Origin of the sequence: Bradyrhizobium icense, from assembly GCF_001693385.1 — a bacterium.
Taxonomy (GTDB): Bacteria; Pseudomonadota; Alphaproteobacteria; order Rhizobiales; family Xanthobacteraceae; genus Bradyrhizobium; species Bradyrhizobium icense.
In genome coordinates this window covers 1097046-1114139 of the sequence record NZ_CP016428.1, presented here as the reverse complement: position 1 = coordinate 1114139, position 17094 = coordinate 1097046, and the positions used below count along the sequence as shown (strand labels likewise).

Sequence of the window (17094 nt, the reverse complement as noted above, 5' to 3'; positions counted from 1 at the left end):
TAGATCTAGCTAGCTACGACAACGCGCGCGTTAAGCGACGGGTTCGCGCGCAAGGCCCATCGCCCGCAGCGCCGAGGCAAAAGCGGCGAGGCGCGGCTCGCGATAGGCGGTCTGGTCGACGCCTTCATAATTCATGAATCCCTGCCCGGTCTTCATGCCGATGCGTCCTTCGCGCATGTTCGTCGCGATGATGTCAGGCGCGGCGTAACGTTCATCGCCGAGCGCCTCGACCAGATAGCGGCTCGCATGATGCAGGATATCGCCGCCGCCCCAGTCGATGAACTCGAGCAGGCCGAGCACTGCGAAACGGAATCCGAAACCATAGATCACGGCCTTGTCGATATCTTCCGCCGAGGCAACGCCCTCTTCCACCATGCGGGCGGCTTCGTTCATTGCCAGCGTCTGGATTCGCGGAACGATGAAGCCCGGACGCGCCGCGCAGACCACCGGCACCTTGCCGATGCCTTCGAGCAGCGTCTTCATTCGCGCTGTCGTCTCCAGCACGGTGAGCCGCCCGGGAGACAATTCGATCAGCGGCACGAGGTAAGCGGGATTGAGCCAGTGCGCGTTGAGGAAGCGGCCGGGATGTTCGATCGAGCCCGCGAGATCGTCGACCAGTATCGTCGAGGTCGTCGAAGCGATGATCGGGCGCTCGCCCGCCAACCGCGAGGCCTCGGCCAGCGCCGCCTGCTTTAACGCGAGGATCTCCGGCATTCCCTCGAAGATGACATCGCAGCGCGGCAACACCGTAGCCGCCTCGTCCCGGGACACGACCGTGATACGTCCGGCGATCACGGGCACTAGTTCCGGCGGGAGCAGGCCGATGCGCGAGAGTATCTCGAGCGTTGAGCGAACTTCCACTTTAGCTTCGGCCGCTAACGCCTCGAATGCCGACGCCTCCCGTTCCTTAAAATCGATGACGACAACCTGGTGACCGGCGAAAGCGAACACGACGGCAATGCCGCGGCCCATTCGTCCAGCGCCGAGGCATCCGATAACCGGTTTCATCGGAAACCCTCACCCAGAAGATTTTGCAACGCCGCCCGGTCAAGATTGCCGAGGCCGAGCGAGGACAAGCTCCGGCCCGTCACCGCGAAATCCTCACCGGTAATGGCGGAGCCGATCGCAAGGAACGCCTTGACGAGCGGCGTTTTTACGCCCGCAAGACCGGCCACCGACGCGAGGAACGACAGGCCGAGACGCAAATCCTCCAGCATGTAGCGGTGCTCCGTGAGAATGAGGCGTTCGGACCAATCGCCGGAATCGGTGAGATGCTCGTGCGCGTCGCGCGCATACATCCAGGGTTCGCCGTCGCGCGAATAATGGTCGGCCAATGGAAAATGCGGCGCTCCATAACCAAGCGCCTCGCGGATGGCGATGCGTTCGGCATCGAGCGCATCCGTGACGCGGCGGATCGCCGGCTGCGTTCCTTCCTTGTGGATGTCCCATTTGTCGAAATGTTCGATCGGACCGGCGTTCATGGTGATCAGCGGCGGATGGATGATCGGGCCCGCATTCATCAGCGCGCCCGACAGCGCGTCGCCGCATGGCTCGATGGCGTTCGGAAAGGCGCGCTCGATCACATCAAGCGCGTGCGGGGCGAGGCGCTGCGGAAACACGCCGGTCGGCAGCCGCGCGCCTCTGCCCGAAATACGAACCGCATAGGGACCTTGCTTGCGCGCCAGCCACGGCAGGGTTCCCGTCTCCGCGGTTGCGATCTCCGCACGGTTACCCGCGTCGCGGGCGGCACGGGCGAAGATGTAGGAGCCGAATGTGCCAGGTGGCAAAAATACGACTTGGCCGTCGCGCAAATGCGGTGCGGCCAGATTCGCGATTGCCTGCTGCGCGAAGGCCGGCGCCGGACACAGGATGAGATCGGCGGTTTCGATGGCTTCCGCGATCGAAGGCGTGACCACAGCCAGCCTGGCATCGAGGCGGCCCGATCGATCGATGACCGTGATCGTGCCGCCCTGCGCCCGATGCGCCTCGACATCTCCGGGATTTCGCCGCCACAGCCGGACTTCATGGCCGGCCAACGCGAGGTCGCCTGCGGCCGCGAACGAACCGTTTCCCCCACCCAATACTGCAATCTTCAAGATGTCCTCCGCCTCAACGCTTCGCGCCTCGGAAATCCTTCACGCAGGTTCAGCCTTGACGTTCTTTTCCTGCCACGCAGCCCAGCTTGGCCGATCGATCTGGAACAGGTCGGTGGAGCGCGCGTACCAGCCGCTGCCGTGCATACGGGCGATCAGCCGCAGCGCCTGCGTATCGATGTGGCAGCGCTCCTTGTCCAGGATCACCGCATCGTCGACATGGGCGCGAACCACACGACCGATGACGGCGGTCTGGCGCGGCCCCGTCACCAGCGACGTGAGCACTCGGCACTCGAATGACACCGGCGATTCCGCGATGCGTGGCGGGCGCACCGCCTGCGAGGCAGCCGGGGTCAGTCCCGCCAGCACTAGTTCGTCGATCTCCGGCGGCGCGTCGATACAGGTGATGTTCATGGCCTCGGCGTTGCGCTCGGCGACGAGGTTCACGACGAACTCGCCGGTATCGAGGATATTGGCCGCCGTATCCTTGAAGCGCTCCGAGCCTGCCAGAAGGCCGATCGCAACTGTGGGCGGCTCGTGCCCCATCACGTTGAAGAAGCTGAAGGGCGCGGCATTGATGACGCCGCTCGCGGAGAGCGTGGTGATCCAGGCGATCGGCCGCGGCGTCACCGTCGCCGTCAATATCTTGTAGCGATTCTGCGCTTCCAGCGTCTCCATGTCGAAGATCATGCCGGCCCCTCAGATCGCCACCACGGGATGACGCAGCCGGCCGATACCCGTTACTTCGGCTTCCACCACATCGCCCGGCCACAGCCATTCCTGCGGCGAGCGCCCGGCGCCGACGCCTTCGGGCGTTCCCGTCGCGATGATGTCGCCCGGCTCCAGCGTCATTGCGGCCGAAATGTCGGCAATCAGGAGCGGCACCTTGAACAGCATGTGGCGCGTGTTGGAGCGCTGCTTTTCGACGCCGTTCACCGTCAGCCAGAGATCGAGCGTGTGCGGATCGGTGATTTCATCTGCCGTGACGATGCACGGCCCGAACGGCGCGTAGGTATCCTGCCCCTTGGAGTAGATCCATTGGCCGGCGCGGCGGTTGTCGCGAGCGCTGACGTCGATCATCACGCTGTAGCCGAACACGAAGCCGAGCGCGTCAGCTTCCGGCACGCGCCGCGCGGTTCGCCCCATCACGACCGCAAGCTCGACCTCCCAGTCGAGTTGCTGCGTGATCGCCTTGTTGTGATGAATGGCGTCGCCCGGCCCGATGACGCTGGTCGGCGGCTTCGAAAAGATGATCGGTTGCTTGGGCAGGTCCTTGGCAGTGTCGAGGGCGCGCGAGGATTCCGCGACGTGCTCGACATAGTTCAAGCCGATGCCGAAAATGTTCTTGCGCGGGCGCGGGATCGGCGCGAGCAGCCTGACATTCGCCAACGGCAATGCCGCGCCGACCGGCCAGTTATCCTTGCCCTCGTTCAATATCTTCTCGAGCGCCACCAAGGCGGGCGGTCCGAGATCGATGAAATCGAGCATCGACGACGGAAGCGAAACACCGGCATGGTGGCCCGCCTTCGCGACATCTACGACGAGATCGTCAACGACGGCGCCGAGACGGGCGGCAGCTTCAACATTGCCGCGATAGGTAACAAGACGCACCGTTGCTCTCCTAGGATACGAGGGGCTGGCGGCCGCCATTGTCGCCAAAAGCTTCCTCACGATAGAGGCCGAGCGCGTGCATGACCGGCAGGTCGTTGAAGGTGAAGAGGCAGGCGTCCTCGCTGGCGGAAGCGTTGACATGTTCATGCCAGGCCCAGGAAGGAACGCAGAAGATATCCCGCTCCTTCCAGTCGAAGCGCTTGCCGTCGATGATTGAGTGACCGCGCCCCTTTGCGACCTGATAAATGAAGCTGCCGGTGTGACGATGCGCGCGTGTGCTCTCGCCCGGCCGCAGCATCTGCATCGACGCGCCGATCGTCTGCATCACCGGCCCGCCGGTCACCGGATTGACGTAATTCATGAGAACGCCGTCATACGGCGAGCCATCGGTGGCCTTGGCGTAGCGCTGCAGCGCCTCGTAAGTCGGAGCCCATTCGTATTTCAGCAGCGGCGAGTATCCTTTGGACCAATCGGCGCCCGCCGGGCGCAGGCCGGGATTGCCCCAGGTATGCGTCATGTCGTCGACGGGATAGCCGACGCTCTGCTGCAGGTCGGGGTGAACCACATAAAAGTTGGCTTCGAGCGTATTGACGAGGGGAATGTCGAGGCCGTCCTGCCAGATGCAGGGCGTGCCGTCGCTGGAGACGCCGTGCTCGTGCCAGGTGCCGTTCGGCGTTAGCACAAAGTCGTTGGCGCCGAGCGTCATCTTGTGACCGTCGACGATCGTATAGGCGCCCTCGCCTTCCATGATGAAGCGGAGCGCAGAGGCCGAATGGGCGTGGGCGGATGCGACCTCGCCCGGGTGCATCACCTGCAGGCCGGAATAGAGCCAGCCGACCGCGGCGGCGTGCTCGCGGCGTCCGGGATTGTTCAGATAGATGACGCGGCGCCCGGCCTTCTCGGGCGACACCAGTTCAACGGAACGCAGCACGTGCGCGCGCAGGTCCTCATAGCGCCACAGCACCGGAACGGAGGACGATTTGGGCTGCCAGGGCTCGATCTTGTTCGCGACCGTCCAGAGTGCGCCCGCCTCGAGCCTCTCGAGCTCGTCGTAATAGGCGAGCAGCTCAGGCGTGTCCTCGACATTGGCCCTTCCGGCCACGTCTTCCCGATGGTTTTCACGAGCTTTCGTTGCCATGTCGCCCTCCTGAGAGTTGGCGCCGCTTTCGGCGTCGCGTTGTCAATTCATCTGGTCAGGTACCATCGCGATCGCCTGGATTTCGATCTTGGCGCGATCCTCGACCAGCCCCGAGACCTGCAGCGCCGTCATGGCCGGAAAGTGCCGGCCCATGACGTCGCGATAGGTCACGCCGATTTCCTTCAGGCGCGCCGAATACTCCTTGCGATCGAGCAGGAACCAGGTCATCGACACCACATGCTCGGGCGCGGCATCACCGGCGCGCAAAACGGCTGCGACGTTCTTCAGGATCTGGCCGATCTGATCTACAAGATCATCGGACTCGAACCTGCATTGTTCGTTCCAGCCGATCTGGCCGGCGACAAAGATCATCTTGCCGCGCGCGGCCATGCCGTTCGCGTACCCGCGCGGCTTGGCCCAACCGGGCGGCTGCAAGACCTCGAACATTTCACGCTCCGTAGCAGGACGCGACTGGACGACCGCGCGGCTAAACCGCCTTCAGGACGTCGCGTCCGATGATGAGTTTCTGGACTTCGGTCGCGCCTTCATAGATGCGCAACGCGCGGATCTCGCGGTAGAGCTGCTCAACGACCTCGCCCGAGCGCACGCCGCGGCCGCCGAACATCTGTACGGCGCGGTCGATCACCGCTTGCGCGGTTTCGGTCGCGACCATTTTGGCCATTGCCGCTTCACGGGTCGTGGAAGCTTTCTGCACGTCGCGCCGCCACGCCGCGCGGTAGGTGAGAAGCGCGCTGGCATCGACGCCTGCGGCCATGTCGCCGAGGGCTGCCTGCGTCAATTGCTGGTCAGCCAGCACGCCACCGAACATCCGCCGTGACAGGGCATGCGCCACCGCCTCATCCAGCGCGCGGCGGGCAAAACCCAGCGCGGCGGCTGCAACCGATGCGCGGAAGATATCGAGGGTGCGCATCGCGATCTTGAAACCTTCGCCCGGCGAACCCAGCAGCCGCGCCGCCGGAATCCGGCAGCCCTCGAAACGCAGCGTCGCCAGCGGGTGCGGCGCCATCACGTCGATACGGTCGGCAATCGAAAAGCCGGGATCGTCCGGCAGCACCACAAAGGCCGAAATGCCTCGCGCGCCCGGCGCCTCGCCGGTTCGCGCAAACAGCGTGTACACATCGGCAATGCCGCCGTTGGAGATCCAGGTCTTCTCGCCATCCAGGAGGTAGTGGTCGCCCTCGCGGCGGGCGCTGCAGGCCATGGCAGCGACGTCGGAACCGGCCTCTTTCTCCGACAAGGCAAAGGCCGCAATCCATTCGCCACGCCGCGCCTTCGGCAGCACCAGCGCGCGCAATTCGGGCGAACCGGCGATCGCTACCGCACCGGTTCCAAGTCCCTGCATCGCAAATGCGAAATCGGCGAGCCCGCTGTGCCAGGCCAACGTTTCGCGGGCAAGACAGATCAGCCGCGAGTCGATCACCGCGTCGGGCCGATCGCCTGCAACGGAGGCCTCCAGCAATCCGGCGGCGCCAAGCTGGCGTACCAGCGAACGGCAGGTTTCGTCGACGTCACCGCCGTGCGTATCGCCAAGATCGGCTGCAAATGCGTCGAGCGCGGCAGCGTATTCGCTGTGGCGGGAATCGAAGAACGGCCACGCGAGGTGTTCACGCGACGGCCCGCGTAATGGCGAAACCGGAGTCATGGTCAGTCTCCCGCAAAGGCCGGCTCGACGTGCGCCGCCAGGTGCAGCTCGCGCCTCAATAATGTTTCATGGCTAAAATATCCTGTCAAGCGAACCGGCTGCCGGTCGGAAGCCCGGCGGCTGAGCACGAAGCCTATGAAACAGGCTCAAAATTATGCTCAAATGCGCGCGACGCATCTTGCTGCTTCAGAACTCGCGGGTCCGATTGACATCATTTTTGTTTGATGTCTAAAATTATATTCGGTCGTCCGGTAGTTCCGCACGAGGCCTTGGAGGCGAGCATGGCAGAACGCTCTTTCGCGCGCGAGGTCGAAGACCTCAAGCTCGGCGCCGGCCAGGAGTTTCGCGGCGAAGGCATCCTCGCTATCACCAAGGCATTGCTCGAATGCGGCGTCAGCTATGTCGCCGGCTACCAGGGTGCGCCGATCTCGCATCTGATGGATGTGCTGTCGGACGCGCAGGATATTCTCTCCGACCTCGACGTGCATTTCGAATCCAGCGCCAGCGAGGCGACGGCCGCGGCAACGCTGGCCGCCTCGGTGATGTATCCGATCCGTGGCGCGGTCACCTTCAAGGCGCCGGTCGGCATCAACGTCGCGTCCGACGCGCTCGCCAACCTCTCCTCGGGCGGCGTGACCGGCGGCGCGCTCATTATCATCGGCGAGGATTACGGCGAAGGCTCCTCCATCATGCAGGAGCGTTCGCATGCGTTCGCGATGAAGTCGCAGCTCTGGCTGGTCGATCCGCGGCCCAACGTGGCGTCGATCGTCAAGGCGGTGCACGATTCTTTCGATCTGTCGGAGGCATCGAACACGCCTGTCATGCTGGAGGTGCGGATACGCGCTTGCCATGTGCATGGCCGCTTCGCTACCCGCAACAATGTCCGTCCCGCGTTTCCGCTGTCCCGCGCGCTGGATCAGCCGTCACGCGACACCAACCGTATCGTACTGCCGCCGGCCTCGTTCCTGCACGAGAAGGAGAAGGTCGAGCATCGCTGGCCCGCCGCGGTCGAATTCATCCACGCCCGCGGCATGAACGAGACGTTCGACGGTGACATCGACGATATCGGCATCATCATGCAGGGCGGCATGTATAATGGCGTCATCACCGCGCTGCGCGAGGCCGGGCTTGCCGATATCTGGGGCGAGACACGCGTACCGCTCTATGTGATGAACGTGACCTACCCGATCGTCGACCGCGAGGTAATCGACTTCTGCCGCGGCAAGAAGGCGGTACTGATGGTCGAGGAAGGCCAGCCCGAATTCATCGAGCAGGCGCTGCACAAGATCCTGCGCAACGCGGACATTCCGGCCAGGCTGCACGGCAAGGACCTGTTCCCGATGGCCGGCGAATACACCGCGCAAGTCATGGGCCAGGCGATCGGCGCGTTCATCCGCCGCTGGCGCCCGGACGCCTTATCGGATGCTGCGCGCGCACCGAACATCGACCGCACTGAGGTCGATGAGAAAATCCGTGTGCTCGCCGACGTGGTACCGCCGCGGCCGCCGGGCTTTTGCACCGGCTGTCCGGAACGGCCGATCTTTTCCGCAATGAAGCTGGTGGAAAAGGAACTCGGTCCGCATCACATCGCCGCCGACATCGGCTGCCATTTGTTCTCGATTCTGCCGCCGTTCAATATCGGCGCCACCACCATGGGCTACGGCCTCGGCCCGGCATCTGCCTCCGCTTTCAACGTGCCGGCAGGCAAGCGCCCGATCTCGATGATGGGCGACGGCGGCTTCTGGCACAATGGGTTGACCAGCGGCGTCGGCAACGCCGTCTTCAACCAGCACGACGGCGTGATCGTCGTCGTCGACAATTACTATTCCGCCGCGACCGGCGGCCAGGACATCCCCTCCTCGCGCGCCGACAACCGCTCGCGTTCGACCAAGCATCCGATCGTCGAGGCGGTGAAGGGCGTCGGCGCCAAATGGGTGCGCCAGATCGATCGCACCTATGACGTCACGCGCATGCGCGACACGCTGCGCGAGGCGCTGACCACGGACGAGAAGGGTCCGAAGATCATTGTCGCCTCGTCGGAATGCATGCTGAACAAGCAGCGGCGCGTGAAGCCGCTGGTCGCGGCTGCCGCAAAGCGCGGCGAGCGCATCGTGCGCGAGCGCTTCGGCGTCGACGAAGACGTATGCTCCGGCGACCACGCCTGTATCCGCCTGTCCGGCTGCCCTTCGCTGTCGGTGAAACCGACCAGCGATCCGCTGAAGGACAATCCGGTAGCCGCCGTCGACAATAGTTGCGTCGGCTGCGGCCATTGCGGCGAGGTCGCGGACGCGGCTGTCTTGTGTCCCTCGTTCTATCGCGCCGACATCGTTTCCAATCCGACCGCATTCGAAGCGCGGCTCGACCGCTTCTGGCAGCGGATGATCGGCGCGTTGCAGCGCTGGCGCGCCGGACGCCGCGTCATGTTCGAACAGGAGGCGGCATGAACGTCTCGGTCGCGCCCTCCTCCATCGCGCTTAGTCAGGCTCGCCCGATTACCGTCGCGGTGCTCGCGATGGGCGGCCAGGGCGGCGGCGTGCTGGTGGACTGGATCGTGGCATTGGCCGAGCGGCGCGGCTGGTTCGCGCAATCGACGTCGGTGCCCGGCGTCGCCCAGCGCACCGGCGCCACGATCTACTACATCGAAATGATCGCACCCGACGCCAGCAAGCCCGACCGTCAACCCGTGCTGTCGCTGATGCCGGCCCCGGGCAAGGTCGACATCGTCATCGGCGCCGAATTGATGGAAGCCGGCCGCGCCATCCTGCGCGGGCTGGTCTCACCCGACCGCACGCTGTTGATCGGCTCGTCCCACCGCTCCCTGGCGGTGATCGAGAAGACCGCGCCCGGCGATGGTACCGCCGATGCGTCGCAGGTCTATGAGGCGGCAAACGTCGCGGCCAATCGCTTCATCGCGTTCGACATGGCCGAGATCGCCGACGCCACCGGCAGCGTGGTCTCCTCGGTGCTGTTTGGCGCACTCGCCGGCTCCGGCGCCCTACCCTTCACTGTCGAGGATTTTGAGGAAACGATACGCGCAGCGGGAGTCGGCGTCGATGCCAGCCTGCGCGCCTTCGCCGCCGGCCGCGAACGCGCCGCCGCCATGCTCAAGCAGGATCCCAAGATCAAGCCTGTGGCGAAGCCGCCGCTCGCAAAACGCTTTCCGCGCCTCGAGCCGATCGGCCACGCCGGCTATGACGCGCTGGTTGCGCGGGCACGGCAGTTGCCGCCGGAGGTGCACGGCATCGCTGCCGCCGGCCTGCGGCGCGTGGTCGATTTTCAGGACGTCGCCTATGGCGGCGAATATCTCGACCGGCTGGAGGCGATGCCGCGCGAGGCGACCGGCCTGCTGCAGGCGTTTGCAAAGCATCTCGCGGTCGCGATGGCCTATGATGACGTAATCCGCGTGGCAGACCTCAAGACGCGCGCGGGGCGGTTCGACCGGGTGCGCCGCGAGGTGCGGGCCGACGACGACCAGGTTCTCGCGATCACCGAGTTCTTCCATCCGCGGATCGAGGAAATGGCAGGCCTCTTGCCGCCTCGGCTCGGCGAGAAGGTCGAGCGCAGCGAACGGCTTGCCCGACTTGTCGATCGTGGACGTAAACTGCGCACGACCGCGCCGTTGTCATTCCTGCTGCTGTACTGTGCTGCGGGTCTGCGGCGCTTCCGTCGTGGCACGCTGCGGCACGCGCGTGAGATGCGTCATCTCGACCAATGGGCTCAACGCGTCAGGAAATTCGCCGCGACCGATCCGGCGCTTGCCACGGCCCTCTGTGAGGCTCGCCGTCTCGTCGGCGGCTACTCGGACACGCATTCGCGCGGTGAATCGAAGTTCGACAAGGTCATGCTTGCGTCCGAGCGCCTGGCCGGCCGGCTAGATGCCGCCGAATGGGTGCAGCGGCTGACAAAGGTCGCGCTGAAGGACGCCGATGGCGCCGAACTCGACGGTGCGTTGCGCACTGTCGAGACACTGTTCGAGGACGCCTGAGGATGGACCAATTCGAAGTCGTGGTGTCGAAGGCCGAGGCGCTCACGCCGCGCATCCGCGAATTCGTGCTTGCGCGCGTCAACGGTGCGCCGATGCCGGGCTGGGCCGCCGGCGCCCATATCGATGTCCATCTGCCCGATGTCGGCCGTCGCTCCTATTCGCTGATTGAGACGGCGTCGCCGCGCGCGGCCGAACATCCGACCGCCTATCGCATCGCCGTGCTGCAGGAAAGCAGAAGCCACGGCGGCTCCAGCTTCATGCACGGCCTCAAGGCCGGCGATCGCCTGACGATTTCGCCGCCGGCGAACAATTTTCCGCTCGGCTCGGGCGCCGGCGAAGTCGCACTTGTCGCGGGCGGCATCGGCGTGACGCCGCTGCTCACCATGGCCTGTGAATTGAACGCGGCGAAGCGGCCATTCTCGTTCTACTACGCCGGACGCAGCCGCAGCGAACTCGCCTTTCTCGGCGAGATCGAGCGGCTGGCCAGTGCAAGCGCGACCATCCACGCCGATGACGAAGCAGGCCGCTTCTTCGACCTTGAGGGCTTGATGAACCGGCTCATGCCTGACGTGCCGCTCTATCTCTGCGGACCGCTGCCGATGATCGAAGCGGCCATCGCGCTGGCCAAGCGGATGAACTGGCCGCAGGGGCGGCTGCATTTCGAAATCTTCACCGCGCCCGAAGAGAAATCCGGAGATTCCGCTTTCGAGGTCGAACTCAAGAGCAGCGGACGCGTCTATGAGATTCCTGCCGGCAAGACCATCCTCGACGTGCTGCTCGAAGCCGGCGAAGACCCAATGCATGACTGCAAACGCGGCGATTGCGGCATCTGCCAGACCACGGTGATCTCCGGCATTCCCGATCATCGCGACTACATCTTGAGCGACAGCGAAAAGGCATCGAACAAGGTGATGCAGATCTGTATCTCCCGCGCGAAGACCAAGCGACTCGTGCTCGACCTGTAAAGGAGGAACGCATGACCCGATATGCCGGCAACGCCGCGGCACTCCGCGCGCTGGTCCGCGACCAGGAGGTTCACCGCGACGTGTATGTCAGCGAGGAAGTGTTCCAGCTCGAGATGGAGCACATGTTCCCGAATAGCTGGGTCTATGTCGGCCACGACAGCCAGGTCCCCAATGCCGGCGATTATTTTGGCACCACGATCGGCACGCAGCCGATTCTGATGGTCCGTCACACCGACGGAACGGTAAAGGTGCTGCACAACCGCTGCCCGCATAAGGGCACGCGCATCACGTCAGAGACTTGCGGCAACGCCGGAAAATTCTTCCGCTGCCCCTACCACGCCTGGAGCTTCAGGACCGACGGCTCGCTGCTCGCGATTCCCCTGAAGAAGGGCTACGAGAATACCGGCTTCGAACAGAGCCATGCGGCAAGCGGAATGGCGCCGGTACGCCATGTTCGCAACTACCGCGGCTTCGTGTTCGCCAAGATCAACGACGGCGGCCTCGACTTCGAAGAGTTCTTCGGTGACAGCCTGTCGAGCTTCGACAACATGATCGACCGCTCGCCGGTCGGCCAGCTCAAGGTCGCCGGCGGGGTGCTGCGCTACATGCACAATTGCAATTGGAAGATGCTGGTGGAAAACCAGACTGATACCTGCCATCCGATGGTGGCGCACGAATCCTCCGCCGGAACGGTGGTCGAGGTCTGGAAGAAGGCCCCGCCCGGCACCAAGAAGCCGATGGCGGTCGAGATCATCGCCCCCTTCATGAGCCCCTACGAGTTCTTCGAGAACATGGGCATCCGGATCTGGGACAACGGTCACGGCCACACCGGCGTGCATCACTCGATCCATTCCGACTATTCGGCGGTATCAGGCTATTTCGAGAAGATGACAGTCGCCTACGGCGAGGAACGCGCCAAGGCGATCCTCGGCGAGAACCGGCACAACACGGTCTATTTCCCCAACATCATGATCAAAGGGCCGATCCAGTTGTTGCGGCACTTCAAGCCGATCGCAGCCAACAAGACGCTGGTCGAATCCTGGACGTTCCAGCTCGTCGATGCGCCCGACATGCTGCTCGAGCGCACGCTGATGTACAACCGGCTGATCAATGCGCCGACCTCGATCGTCGGCCACGACGATCTCGAAATGTATGAACGGGCGCAGGAGGGCCTGCACTCGAATGGCAACGAATGGGTGAACCTCCAGCGCCTCTACAGTCCCGACGAGGCTGGGCAGACCAACGTAGCGGTCAACGGCACCAGCGAGTGGCCGATGCGCCACCAGTTCCGGGCCTGGACCAAGTTCATGACGATGGGGATGTGACATGAGCATGGTAGCCGAGGCTCCCCTCAAGAATGCGATTCCCACCGATCAGGAATTGATCGACTTCGTGGTCCGCGAGGCGCGGCTGATCGATCAGCAGCGTTTCGACGAATGGCTCGATCTCTACGCCGACGACGCCTATTACTGGATGCCGCTGGAATGGAATCAAACCGATCCGCGGCTGACCTGCTCGCTGATGTATGAGGACAAGCTTTTGCTCTCGATCCGGGTCGAACGGCTCAAGGGCGCGCGGACGTTCAGCCAGAAGCCGAAAAGCCGCTGCCATCATGTGCTGCAGACGCCGCAGGTCGATTCGCGCGATCCCGCCGCGAACAACTATGTCACCTGGACCCCGATGCATTACATCGAGACCCGCATGGACGAGCAGACACTCTTTGCGGCCTGGGCCACGCATCATCTCGGCGTCGAGAACGGCAGGTTGAAGATCAAGCTCAAGCGCGTCGACCTTATCAATTGCGATGCTGCCTTCGGCAACATCCAGCTCTTCATGTGAGGAACGATGAGCGTGGCCCAATACACGGCGATCGTAACCGGCGGCAACACCGGCATTGGCGCCGCGATCGCGCGCGGCCTCCTGGATGAAGGTTACGACGTGATCTCGCTGTCGCGGCGCAAACCGGACTGGAGCCATCCAAAGCTCTCCTCGCGCGAGGTCGACCTGCTCGATGCGACGGCGACGCGCCAGGCGGCGGCGGACATCGCCGCGAGTTTTGCGATCACCCATGTCGTGCACAATGCCGGCGCTATTCGGCCTAAGCCGCTGGAAGAGGTTGACGACGAGGACGTCGGCGCCTTGGCGCAACTTCATTTCGGCGCGGGAATCGCGCTGGCGCAGGCGGCGCTACCGAACATGAAGCAAGCCCGCTTCGGCCGCATCGTGCTGTTGTCGTCCCGCGCCGCGCTCGGCGCCGCCACCCGCACGGTCTATTCGGCCACCAAGGCGGGCATCATCGGCATGGCGCGAACCTGGGCACTCGAGCTTGCGCCCTTCGGAATCACCGTCAATGTCGTCGCGCCGGGTCCGATCGGAGATACCGAGATGTTCGAAAGCGTGATGTCGCCGGAATCCGAACGCGCCAAAAGGCTGGCGCAGTCGATTCCGCTCGGCCGCCTCGGTAAATCCACCGACGTCGCCCGCGCGGTCAGTTTCTTCAGTTCACCGGATGCCGACTTCATCACCGGGCAGACGCTTTACGTCTGCGGCGGAGCCAGCATCGGGTCGATTTCCATCTAGCTTGGGTGAGATGTCAGCCATGGATGCCACGGTCAAACGAAAGGCTCGATCTCCCAAGGGCGCGCGTGCACTGCCGCCGCAGCCAGTCGAGCCGGCGCACGAATCCGACGGCGCGCATCTTGAATTGCGCATCTGGCTGCGGCTGCTCTCCTGCGCCACCCGGATCGAGAAGGCGCTGAACGCACGGCTGCGCAAGGAGTTCAACACCACGCTGGCCCGCTTCGACCTTTTGGCGCAGCTCGCTCGCAAGCCTGCAGGCGCGACCATGTCCGAGGTTTCCGAACTCCTGATGGTTTCAAACGGCGCCATCACCGCGCTGGTGCAAAAGCTGGAAGCCGACGGCTTTATCCATCGTGAAGTCGATTCCGAGGACCGTCGCACCTTCCGCCTGCGCCTGTCGCAGGAAGGCGCCAAGGAATTCGGCCGCATGGCGCGCCGGCACGAGGAATGGGTGATTGCGCTGATCGGCGAGCTATCGCCCGTCGCGCAGTCGGACCTGCTGCAACATTTGACGCTGCTCAAGCGTCGCCTCGACAAGCACGCCTGACGCAAATTCCGGGCGGCGCCGCCGCAAGTGGCCTGAAGCGCTATGAGCTGCGGCCGCTTCCCGAACGCGCGAGCCGGCGCTTGAAGAAAGCCAGGATCTCGTCGCGGGCGGCGATCGTCGGCTGGCCGGCCTCGTCGATCAGGTGCGCGGTGACGACACTATGCGGGGTAGTCACGTGACGCGCGAAGAACGGCGCAAGATCGGTATTTGCCGCGCTGTCCGGGAGTACCCGCCCGACGAAACGGTCGCCGAGCGCTTCCGCATAAGCCGCGAAGCGTTGCGCCATGCAGAACTTGTCGCCTTCGAAGCGATAGGCCATCACCGTCAGATCTTCCCGCTCCAGCCGTTCGCGGACGGCCCTGACTTCGTCCGGGGTGATTTCGATGCCTGCCGGATCGTTCAGCGGCAGCGACGGCTGCGAAAGCACCGGCGCCAGCATCGATGGTTCAAGCATCATGGTCAGCGCAAAGTTTCCCGTAAAGCACATCCCAATAGCGCCGACGCCGGGACCGCCGCACTCGCCATGCGCCAATCGCGCCAGCGACCGCAGCCATTTTGTCACCGGACTGGATTGGTTCGAGGACAACGCGCGAAACTCGGCGCTTACACAGGCGCGCTGAAAGATCGCAGCGCCCTCCTCCGCGCCTGGAACGGCACCGTCGCGGCCGAACAGCGACGGCATGTAGACGGTGAAGCCGGCGTCGCGGACCCAGCGCGCAAATCGCGCGACATGCGGGCTGATCCCCGGCATCTCCGTCATCACGATGACAGCCGGCCCCGCGCCGGCGACGTAGACGACTTTGGTGACACCACCGAGCGCGATGTCGCGGCGCGTAAAATCCTCGAGCGGATCGTCCTGCTTCATGGACCGTTTCGGCATCAACGCAAGTCCTTGTCAATCAATGGATGCTCAGGCAGGCGCAGCGGTGCCAGCGTCCGAAGATCCCTGCAAACGCCGCTCTCGTGGTTATCGTTGCGATTTCGGAGCCACCGGGCTAGTGTCAAAAATGACATCTTCGGGCTTTTTTTGACATGACCAAAGTCGCGGTTGTCGAGATCGATGGGTGCATGGCCTCGAGCGCGGCCATCACCCACGACGTGTTGGCGACCGCGAACCGGATCAGCGCTGCGAAACGCGCTCCACCATTCAATGTGATAACGGTGCGTTGCGGATTCCGCCGCAACAACGTCGATCTGAGCGGGGTGGAGCTCGTCATCGTCCCCGGTCTCGGCACGGCGTCGGCAGACGAGTTGGAGACGAAGTTGAAGAGCCCGGCATGCCGGCGCGCGGCCGACATGCTTAGCCGCGCGTTCGGGCGCAGTGCCATGCTCGCCGCGCCCTGCGCCAGCACCTTTTTGCTGGCAGAGGCGGGCCTGCTCGACGGCCGGCGCGCGACCACGACATGGTGGCTCGCACCGCTGTTCCGGCAGCGCTATCCCCAAGTCGAGCTCATGACGGAGCAGATGGTCGTCGCCGATTGGCCGATCGCAACCGCGGGCGCGGCCATGGCACAGATGGACCTGATGCTTGCAGTCGTTGGCCGGTTTGCCGGACCAGGCCTGGCGAAAGCCTGCGCCAATTATCTTTTGCTGGATGAGCGGCGCTCCCAGGCGCCATTCATGGCGATTACCTATCTGGCAAGCCAGGACGCCAGGATAGCCAAGGCCGAGAAATGGGTGCGCGACAACATCGCGCGCGACTTTGCGATCGAGGAGCTGGCCGCGGCCGTCGCGCTGGCGCCGCGGACATTTGCCCGGCGAACGGCTGCGACCTGCGGCATGTCACCGATTCAGTTCGTGCAGCGGATCAGGCTGGAGACGGCGCGCTTCCTGCTTGAGACCACGCGCCTGTCGGTCGAGCAGATCGCACGCCAAGTAGGATATGCGGAGCCCTCCACGCTTCGTCGGCTGATCCGGCGCGATACGAAACATCCGCCCGGACATTTCCGCCCTGTCGCCTGAGCGTCTCACTCGCCCGCGACATCGCCAGTCTCAGTGACCGAGTATCGCCTTCACCTCGAGATATTCCTTAAATCCGAAGATTCCGAATTCGCGCCCATTGCCGGACTGCTTGTAGCCGCCAAACGGCAGGCTGCGGTCGAACGGAGCACCGTTGACGCGCCCTGCGCGGATACGGTTGGCGACAATGCGAGCGCGCTCCACATCCTTGGACTGCACGAAGCCTGCCAATCCGAACGGCGTGTCATTGGCGATCTTGATCGCCTCCTCCTCGCTATCATAGCTCATGATCGACAGCACGGGGCCGAAGATCTCCTCACGAGCAATCCTCATCTGCGGCGCTGCGCACGCGGAATCAGCATGCGTGTGGGAGACTGGCAGTTCTGGCCGGCGTTGGTGTAGCAGGCGTGAACGCCCTGGATCACTGCCGCTTTCAGGTCGGCATCGGCAAGGGATGATGTTTCACGTCGGCGCTTGACCGCACGGACGTCGTCGGACGCTACGTGCCGCTCGTGAATGCCCTGGCGGACAATATTGCCGCAAGTGTCTCGTC

Annotated in this window: 16 protein-coding genes and 1 pseudogene; 8 read left to right on the top strand and 9 right to left on the bottom strand. The window is 64.1% G+C overall.

Annotated features, from left to right (window positions below; genetic code table 11):
* Window positions 1-30: 30 nt before the first annotated feature.
* From LMTR13_RS05340 to LMTR13_RS05310, 7 genes are read right to left on the bottom strand one after another with little or no spacing between them, the layout of a single operon-like run.
* Complete coding sequence (locus LMTR13_RS05340) at window positions 31-1008, bottom strand: 3-hydroxybutyryl-CoA dehydrogenase (protein WP_083218745.1); 978 nt, start codon at window positions 1006-1008, stop codon at window positions 31-33.
* Window positions 1005-2096, bottom strand: coding sequence for an NAD/NADP-dependent octopine/nopaline dehydrogenase family protein (locus LMTR13_RS05335; protein WP_065726974.1), 1092 nt, complete (start codon window positions 2094-2096; stop codon window positions 1005-1007). The genes LMTR13_RS05340 and LMTR13_RS05335 overlap by 4 nt, the downstream gene beginning before the upstream one ends.
* A gap of 39 nt (window positions 2097-2135) precedes the next feature.
* Entirely contained in the window at window positions 2136-2783 is a 648-nt protein-coding gene (locus LMTR13_RS05330) for a flavin reductase family protein (protein WP_065726973.1), read from the bottom strand.
* Window positions 2784-2792: 9 nt separating this feature from the next.
* Window positions 2793-3704, bottom strand: a complete 912-nt coding sequence (locus tag LMTR13_RS05325) for a fumarylacetoacetate hydrolase family protein (RefSeq protein ID WP_065726972.1) — start codon at window positions 3702-3704, stop codon at window positions 2793-2795.
* Window positions 3705-3714: 10 nt separating this feature from the next.
* Complete coding sequence (locus LMTR13_RS05320) at window positions 3715-4842, bottom strand: cupin domain-containing protein (RefSeq protein ID WP_065726971.1); 1128 nt, start codon at window positions 4840-4842, stop codon at window positions 3715-3717.
* 42 nt (window positions 4843-4884) lie between these two features.
* Entirely contained in the window at window positions 4885-5289 is a 405-nt protein-coding gene (locus LMTR13_RS05315) for a RidA family protein (protein WP_065726970.1), read from the bottom strand.
* A gap of 40 nt (window positions 5290-5329) precedes the next feature.
* On the bottom strand, window positions 5330-6505 hold the full coding sequence (locus LMTR13_RS05310; RefSeq protein WP_065726969.1) for an acyl-CoA dehydrogenase family protein: 1176 nt from the start codon (window positions 6503-6505) through the stop codon (window positions 5330-5332).
* A gap of 281 nt (window positions 6506-6786) precedes the next feature.
* On the opposite strand from LMTR13_RS05310, the gene LMTR13_RS05305 reads away from it, so the two are divergent.
* The 7 genes from LMTR13_RS05305 to LMTR13_RS05275 are packed head-to-tail and all read left to right on the top strand — an operon-like array spanning window position 6787 to window position 14582.
* Window positions 6787-8949, top strand: coding sequence for a thiamine pyrophosphate-dependent enzyme (locus LMTR13_RS05305; RefSeq protein WP_065732446.1), 2163 nt, complete (start codon window positions 6787-6789; stop codon window positions 8947-8949).
* Window positions 8946-10490, top strand: a complete 1545-nt coding sequence (locus LMTR13_RS05300; RefSeq protein ID WP_065726968.1) for an indolepyruvate oxidoreductase subunit beta family protein — start codon at window positions 8946-8948, stop codon at window positions 10488-10490. The genes LMTR13_RS05305 and LMTR13_RS05300 overlap by 4 nt, the downstream gene beginning before the upstream one ends.
* 2 nt (window positions 10491-10492) lie before the next feature.
* Window positions 10493-11455, top strand: a complete 963-nt coding sequence (locus tag LMTR13_RS05295; RefSeq protein ID WP_065726967.1) for a PDR/VanB family oxidoreductase — start codon at window positions 10493-10495, stop codon at window positions 11453-11455.
* An 11-nt stretch (window positions 11456-11466) separates the two neighbouring features.
* Window positions 11467-12780: an aromatic ring-hydroxylating dioxygenase subunit alpha gene (locus tag LMTR13_RS05290; protein WP_065726966.1), complete on the top strand. Its 1314-nt coding sequence runs from the start codon at window positions 11467-11469 to the stop codon at window positions 12778-12780.
* Between the two features lies 1 nt (window position 12781).
* Window positions 12782-13294 (top strand): aromatic-ring-hydroxylating dioxygenase subunit beta, encoded by a 513-nt coding sequence (locus LMTR13_RS05285; RefSeq protein ID WP_083218731.1) that lies wholly within the window; start codon window positions 12782-12784, stop codon window positions 13292-13294.
* A gap of 6 nt (window positions 13295-13300) precedes the next feature.
* Window positions 13301-14035: an SDR family NAD(P)-dependent oxidoreductase gene (locus LMTR13_RS05280; RefSeq protein WP_065726965.1), complete on the top strand. Its 735-nt coding sequence runs from the start codon at window positions 13301-13303 to the stop codon at window positions 14033-14035.
* Between the two features lie 19 nt (window positions 14036-14054).
* Window positions 14055-14582 carry a MarR family winged helix-turn-helix transcriptional regulator gene (locus LMTR13_RS05275; protein WP_197521009.1) on the top strand — a complete coding sequence of 176 codons (528 nt, stop codon included), beginning with the start codon at window positions 14055-14057 and terminating at the stop codon, window positions 14580-14582.
* Between the two features lie 40 nt (window positions 14583-14622).
* Here the strand turns inward: LMTR13_RS05275 and LMTR13_RS05270 are convergent, their stop codons facing one another.
* The gene (locus LMTR13_RS05270; RefSeq protein WP_065726963.1) at window positions 14623-15462 is read right to left on the bottom strand and encodes a dienelactone hydrolase family protein; all 840 of its coding nucleotides are present in this window, start codon (window positions 15460-15462) and stop codon (window positions 14623-14625) included.
* A 152-nt stretch (window positions 15463-15614) separates the two neighbouring features.
* Between LMTR13_RS05270 and LMTR13_RS05265 the strand changes: the two genes are divergently transcribed.
* A complete protein-coding gene (locus tag LMTR13_RS05265; protein ID WP_065726962.1) occupies window positions 15615-16544 on the top strand; it encodes a GlxA family transcriptional regulator in 930 nt (309 codons plus the stop codon).
* A gap of 30 nt (window positions 16545-16574) precedes the next feature.
* Here the strand turns inward: LMTR13_RS05265 and LMTR13_RS38675 are convergent.
* A pseudogene (locus tag LMTR13_RS38675) lies at window positions 16575-16880 on the bottom strand (aldehyde dehydrogenase family protein); the annotation flags it as partial.
* Between the last annotated feature and the right edge of the window lie 214 nt (window positions 16881-17094).